The organism is Bartonella sp. AP40SXNS, from assembly GCF_042195825.1.
Taxonomy (GTDB): domain Bacteria; phylum Pseudomonadota; class Alphaproteobacteria; order Rhizobiales; family Rhizobiaceae; genus Bartonella.
Genome location: NZ_JBHIPB010000003.1, coordinates 228077 through 234144, shown reverse-complemented (window position 1 = coordinate 234144; position 6068 = coordinate 228077). Strand labels below are relative to the sequence as shown.

The following is a 6068-nucleotide window of genomic DNA, read 5'->3' as shown; positions in this document are numbered from 1 at the left end:
CAAGAACGAGACACTTTACGACATCCTTTCAAATCTAGATAAGACGCAAGCCCGCTACACATTCCACTCAATAAACTAAAAGCCCCCTGCTTATAACCACACATCCCCCCCCCCACATAATTCACAGTGCCTTTTTTGAAACTTAGCCATTACCATGGAAGCAACAGAGCGTCCCAAACTTGGCTCTTAAGATTGATGAAACAGCATTGGATTACACTCCACAAATGCGCAGGATTCAAAAGCGCGTGCAAGCTCTGTTAGACGAACAATCACCACAAGCTCTTTGAAACCATTCAAGAACGAGACACTTTACGACATCCTTTCAAATCTAGATAAGACGCAAGCCCGCTACACATTCCACTCAATAAACTGCCCCTGCTTATAACCACACATCCCCCCACACAATTCACAGTGCCTTTTTTGAATTTGGACTTTTTTTGTATTGAAGGCATCTTCCAAACACTTCCAATATACCCCCTACAGCATTTCTTCTCATAGCAAGCAAACGCTCCACGCTTGAGTCCTCTTCACGCCGTTTCTTCTTTTCACACCTTCCATCATGGATAAAAAATTTGTAAACACGAAGCTCAAAAAACACTTTTTGAAAAAATCTTAAAACATCGCTTAGCGCCTCTGATAAACTATCATCGTCTGTTTTTTATTTTTATGAACTTCAACCATAGCAGCACATACCGTATCGGCTCTCCTCCCCCCTCAAAGTTGATAAAATAGCCCTGAAATATGGCTTCACAAAGTAGAAACTTCAAAGGTGCAACACCAGTTCAACCAACATCCTTTTGAATAAGAAATATTTCTCTTCAAAACTCCTCCAAGCATTCCTGCGAAACATAAAAATCAAGCATTGTTCCAAAAGAGCCATTGCCAATAAATCGTTCTGCGTCACACAATCACCCACCCTCACTCATATTTTTTGCTTTTTTACTTTGAATAAGCCATCCATCATACAGCCATTTCGAGCAACCACCAGCAAGGTTCTAAAAACTCTCCTGAAAAACGTTATGAAAAAGAAGAGGGCGAGGTTATTTTATCTCTAGCAGAAGCTCTGAAATTATTTTATATTAAGGAGGGTGTTCTGCGCTTCTCGACAGGAAATAACGTATTCCTGAGACCTTAATGATCTCCAAGGGAGCTGTCCCTGATCAAGCCCGTGGGCTTTTTCATATGGCGCCCACCTATTTGTATAGGTTCCCGGGATCAGCTTTTTCCATCGGCTGTTGTGGATCACCCTTTATTTGTATAACTTTTTTGCATAAAAATTTTTCCAGCTAAAATTGAGAGCATCTTTTTACATAAGACCAATGACGATACTCTTTTCAAGAAATAAAAATTACGATAGGCTTCATTTTATAAAACAGACAGCACTTCCAAATAATCCCCTCTATAAATCTGCTTCATCCCTTCGCACACAGCAACGCAAAAGCGGCTTGTTGCACCAAGATACCCCCTAAAGAGCACACACTTTTTTCATGCTTTTTTTCATGAGCAAAGCTCTTATCCATACAGAGATTTACAAAACGCCAACAATGGATAAAATACCAGCATCTTATAAAATAATTGACGAGACAATGACAAACAATCCCCTCTGTGAATCTGCTTCATCCCTTCGCACACAGCAACGCAAAAGCGGTTTATCGCGTCGTGATGCTCTTTTAACAGAAGAGCGCGCACTCTTTTCGCAGCGTGCTTGTTGCCACTTTATTGAATACCTTGAAAAGAAGGGAACCGATTTTTCACGCCTCATTTTAGCAGGCTATTGGCCCATTAAATCGGAAATAGATCCGCGTCCTTTACTGGATGCTGTAGCGTTACGCGGTGGGCATTTAGCCTTACCAGCAGTTCTTAATTCCACCACCATGATTTTCCGTGCATTTTCGCCCAGCACGATTTTAGAGCCCATGCGTTTTGGCACCTTTGGTCCCAGTGCAGACAATGACGTTGTTGCCCCCAATAATATTATTGTTCCGCTTTCTGCGTTTGATCGTCAATGTCACCGTCTTGGCTATGGAGGAGGATATTATGACCGTGCTGTTGAAGCTCTTGAAAAACAAGGGCATCAAATGATATTATGGGGCATAGGGTTTTCATGTCAGGAGGTTTCCTCTATTCCCGCAGCAGAACATGATCTACAGGTACAAGGAATTTTTACAGAAAAAGGTTTCTTAAAATGTTAAAATGTGATTAAAGCGCCTATGCGTTTTTTATTTTTAGGTGACATTGTTGGTAGCACAGGCTGTAAAGCTGTTTTTGAATACCTTCCTCAACTGATTGAGAAATGGCAGCTTGATTTTGTTGTGGTAAATGGTGAAAATGCCTCTGGTGGTTTTGGTCTTACACAAGAAACGTATCAAGATCTTTTGATAACCGGTGTTGATGTTGTCACCACAGGTAATCATGCTTTTTCTCACAAAGAAGCATTGCAATATGCCCATGAGAGTGATCGTTTTTTACGCCCTGCCAATTTTTCGAAAGAAACTCCTGGAAAAGGTTCTGGTGTTTTTACGGCAAAAAATGGCGCCCGTGTTCTTGTCGCCAATCTGTTGGGCAACGTTTTTATGCCGTGTAAAGTAGAAGATCCATTTGAAACAGCGGAAAATATTCTGCTTGCCTGTTCGTTGATGGAGCAAGCCGATACGATTATCTTTGACTTTCACGCAGAAACGACAAGCGAGAAGCAATGTTTTGGTCATTTTCTTGATGGTCGTGTGAGTGTTATCGTTGGCACCCATACGCATATTCCCACGGCTGACGCGCAAATCTTAGAAGGTGGGAGCGCCTATTTAACAGATGCAGGCATGTGTGGAGATTATAACTCATCTCTTGGAATGGATAAAGAAGAACCCTTACACCGTTTTCTTTATAAGACGAAGCAAGACCGTTTTGAACCGGCGTGCGGTCCTGCCACCCTCTGTGGTTTAGCGGTTGAGATTTCAGATCGCACCGGTTTAGCAGAAAAGGTCTCGGCGGTACGGATTGGTCCTCATTTAAAGCCTGAAGTTCCGGATTTTTGGTAGCTTCTTTTAAGCCGCCCCTTTGATAGTTTCTTTCCAAGATTTCCTTTTGAGAACTCTATTTGGCAAGACGATTTTTCCAGCCCTTCCCAAATTCCTACTAAAAACACCCCGCCCTCCAATTTACCTAATACAGCAACTTTTCTAGCACAAATAAGTCACTCTTTTAAAAAAAAATAAAGGATAAAGGATAAAATTTTTCGTGATTTTTAAAACGATGAGAAGGAGGTTTTATTTCGACATTTCTGCGGGGGGGGGGGAGGAGAAATGTTAACCCCCTTCTCTAAAAAAAGCTTTATATAATAATTTATTATTTAGCAAGAGCCTCTTTAGTCTTTTTTTGATTCTAACGAAAATTTAATCTTAAAATTGCTTGCTGTTTTTGAGGTTTGAGCTCTCTAAAACTTTTCAAAAGAATGTATTCTTCTTTGCTTGAGATCTCATCATCACAAGGATACAAGACGTTTTCCTTTGTTGAGAGACCAGAATAAAAAAAAGGAAATGGGAACATTAAGAATATCGGCAATTTCTTGTAAACGCCCCGCCCCTATACGATTGAAGCCTTTTTCATATTTTTGGATTTGTTGAAAGGTTACTCCTAACTGGTTGCCTAATTTCTTTTGCGACCTTCCAATCATTGTTCTTTTAAAGCGAATTTTTCTGCCTATCGAAATGTCGTTAAAGTGTGGATTTTTAGCTTTCACTTCAAGCTCCCCTGCCGGTTGCGAGCGCCCTCGCATTGGTATTCCGGGAGTCAAAAACACTGAATCCGAGTCAGCTTTTTTGCTTTTAGTGCTAGAGAGCACCTGGACATAGCAAAAACTCCCGGAATCTCGCGATACTTATAAAGCAGGCTAATGTTTCATCTTGGATTTTCAGGCTTTGGGTTCCACCATTCAACCACACTATACGACGAGAACCTTGGTGCTTGTTCATAAAATAATTTCTGGAGACCAGCAATAAAAATTAAAACAGTGTTTTTATCTCATGAGACAATCAAACACAAAATTGCTTGCTGTTTTTGAGGTTTGAGCTCTCTAAAACTTTTCAAAAGAATGTATTCTTCTTTGCTTGAGATCTCATCATCACAAGGATACAAGACGTTTTCCTTTGTTGAGAGACCAGAATAAAAAAAAGGAAATGGGAACATTAAGAATATCGGCAATTTCTTGTAAACGCCCCGCCCCTATACGATTGAAGCCTTTTTCATATTTTTAGATTTGTTGAAAGGTTACTCCTAACTGGCTGCCTAATTTCTTTTGCGACCTTCCGATCATTGTTCTTTTCAAGCGAATTTTTTTGCCAATCAAAATATCGTTAAAATGTGGATTTTTAGCTTTCACTTCGCACCCCCTGCCGAGTACGAGCGCCTCTTATGCGTATTCCGGGAGTCTGAAAGTACTGAGTTCAGTCAGCTTTTTTTGCTTTTAGTGCTAGAGAGCACTTGGACATAGCAAAAACTCCCGGAATCCCGGGACACCCACAAGAGTAGGTTCATTTTTACACTCGGATTTTAGGGGTTTTTGAATCCCTGTTGATCGCTGCGTAGACGACCAAAGTTACCCTTCAAGGTATAAAGTAATTTCAGGAAATTGGCAATAAAATTTAAAACAGTGTTTTTATCTCATGAGATAATCAAACACAAAAATGCTTGCTGTTTTTGAGGTTTGAGTTCTCTAAAACTTTTCAAAAGGATGTGCTCTTCTTTGCTTGAGATCTCATCATCATAAGGATACAAGACGTTTTCCTTTGTTGAGAGACCAGAATAAAAAAAGGAAATGGGAACATTAAGAATATCGGCAATTTCTTGTAAACGCCCCGCCCCTATACGATTGAAGCCTTTTTCATATTTTTGGATTTGTTGAAAGGTTACTCCTAACTGGTTGCCTAATTTCTTTTGCGACCTTCCAATCATTGTTCTTTTAAAGCGAATTTTTCTGCCTATCGAAATGTCGTTAAAGTGTGGATTTTTAGCTTTCACTTCAAGCTCCCCTGCCGGTTGCGAGCGCCCTCGCATGAGTATTCCGGGAGTCTGAAAGTACTGAGTTCGAATCAGCTTTTTTTGCTTTTAGTGCTAGAGCGCACCTGGACATGGCAAAAACTCCCGGAATTCCGGGATACCTACAAGAGTAGGTTCATTTTATGATCGAACTTTAGGGCTTTCAGACCCTACTGATCGCTGCGTAGACGATCAAAGTCACCCTTTAAGGTATAAAGTAATTTCATGAAATTAGCAATAAAATTTAAAAACAGTCTTTATTTTATGAGCTCCACCCTCGCCTCTCAAACTCTTATGCTCGCTCGTAAAAACCATGAGATAAAACCCACGTTTATTGAGAGGATTAACAACCCTTGATTCTTGAGATCAAGCCTCCAAAAAGCACACCTAAAAATATATCGCCCCCTCCCAAAGCCATTCTTTGGAGCATATCTTTGAAAGCTTTACACTGTAATGCGTTGGATTTTTGCGCCACAACGAGCTAATTTTTCTTCTAATCTCTCAAATCCACGATCAAGATGATAAACACGATTGACGATTGTTTCTCCCTTTGCTGCCAATGGAACAAGATAAGAGGGCTGCAATCACAAGAGAAACAACAAGCGCGCAAATCCGTCGCCATGATGAGGCCCCCCTTGCAAATTCTCTGTTCCATGAGATGCGTTGCTCTCTCGCCCATCAAGCTTTATTTGCCCCTCAAGCGATTGAGTTCTTGAACATGCATAAAACGATTTTCAAAAATCGTCTCTGTAATCCGCGCGGTTCCCTCAACCCGTGTCATGCACCCCGCGTCATGAGCGCCATGAACGAAACTTAGACAATAATCACGAGCCTCCTCAAGAGTGAGAGAAGCAAAACTTTACACGAAAGAAAAACCATTCCGAAAAGAAAACAGCAGCCACAAAAGCCATACCCTTGAAAGATGGAGATTTGAAAGAACTATTGAGAAAATCATCAAGAATGTACGGCTCCAAAATTCCACAAGCAAGAGAGTAAACCATTAAAAATGCACCAGCCAAGCCCAGCCCCTCCCAACAAGC

General features: G+C 40.8%; 4 protein-coding genes, 1 other RNA gene and 3 pseudogenes. 3 read left to right on the top strand and 5 right to left on the bottom strand.

The annotated features are described in order from the left end of the window. Positions 1-1087: 1087 nt before the first annotated feature. The 3 genes from ssrS (at position 1088) to ACFILZ_RS03755 (ending at position 3032) form a co-directional block, all read left to right on the top strand. Positions 1088-1248, top strand: a non-coding RNA gene (gene ssrS, locus ACFILZ_RS03765) — 6S RNA. A 338-nt stretch (positions 1249-1586) separates the two neighbouring features. Next, positions 1587-2192: a 5-formyltetrahydrofolate cyclo-ligase gene (locus ACFILZ_RS03760; protein WP_375607091.1), complete on the top strand. Its 606-nt coding sequence runs from the start codon at positions 1587-1589 to the stop codon at positions 2190-2192. An 18-nt stretch (positions 2193-2210) separates the two neighbouring features. Next, on the top strand, positions 2211-3032 hold the full coding sequence (locus ACFILZ_RS03755; protein WP_375607046.1) for a TIGR00282 family metallophosphoesterase: 822 nt from the start codon (positions 2211-2213) through the stop codon (positions 3030-3032). A 343-nt stretch (positions 3033-3375) separates the two neighbouring features. Here ACFILZ_RS03755 and ACFILZ_RS03750 read toward each other — a convergent pair. From ACFILZ_RS03750 to ACFILZ_RS03730, 5 genes and pseudogenes are all read right to left on the bottom strand, one after another. Next, positions 3376-3769: pseudogene (locus tag ACFILZ_RS03750) on the bottom strand (helix-turn-helix domain-containing protein). 245 nt (positions 3770-4014) lie between these two features. Beyond that, a pseudogene (locus ACFILZ_RS03745) lies at positions 4015-4372 on the bottom strand (helix-turn-helix domain-containing protein). 281 nt (positions 4373-4653) lie between these two features. Continuing rightward, positions 4654-5046, bottom strand: a complete 393-nt coding sequence (locus ACFILZ_RS03740) for a helix-turn-helix domain-containing protein (RefSeq protein WP_375610852.1) — start codon at positions 5044-5046, stop codon at positions 4654-4656. Between the two features lie 425 nt (positions 5047-5471). Next, positions 5472-5809: pseudogene (locus tag ACFILZ_RS03735) on the bottom strand (UDP-N-acetylglucosamine 1-carboxyvinyltransferase); the annotation flags it as partial. A 55-nt stretch (positions 5810-5864) separates the two neighbouring features. Further along, complete coding sequence (locus ACFILZ_RS03730) at positions 5865-6047, bottom strand: hypothetical protein (protein WP_375680861.1); 183 nt, start codon at positions 6045-6047, stop codon at positions 5865-5867. Between the last annotated feature and the right edge of the window lie 21 nt (positions 6048-6068).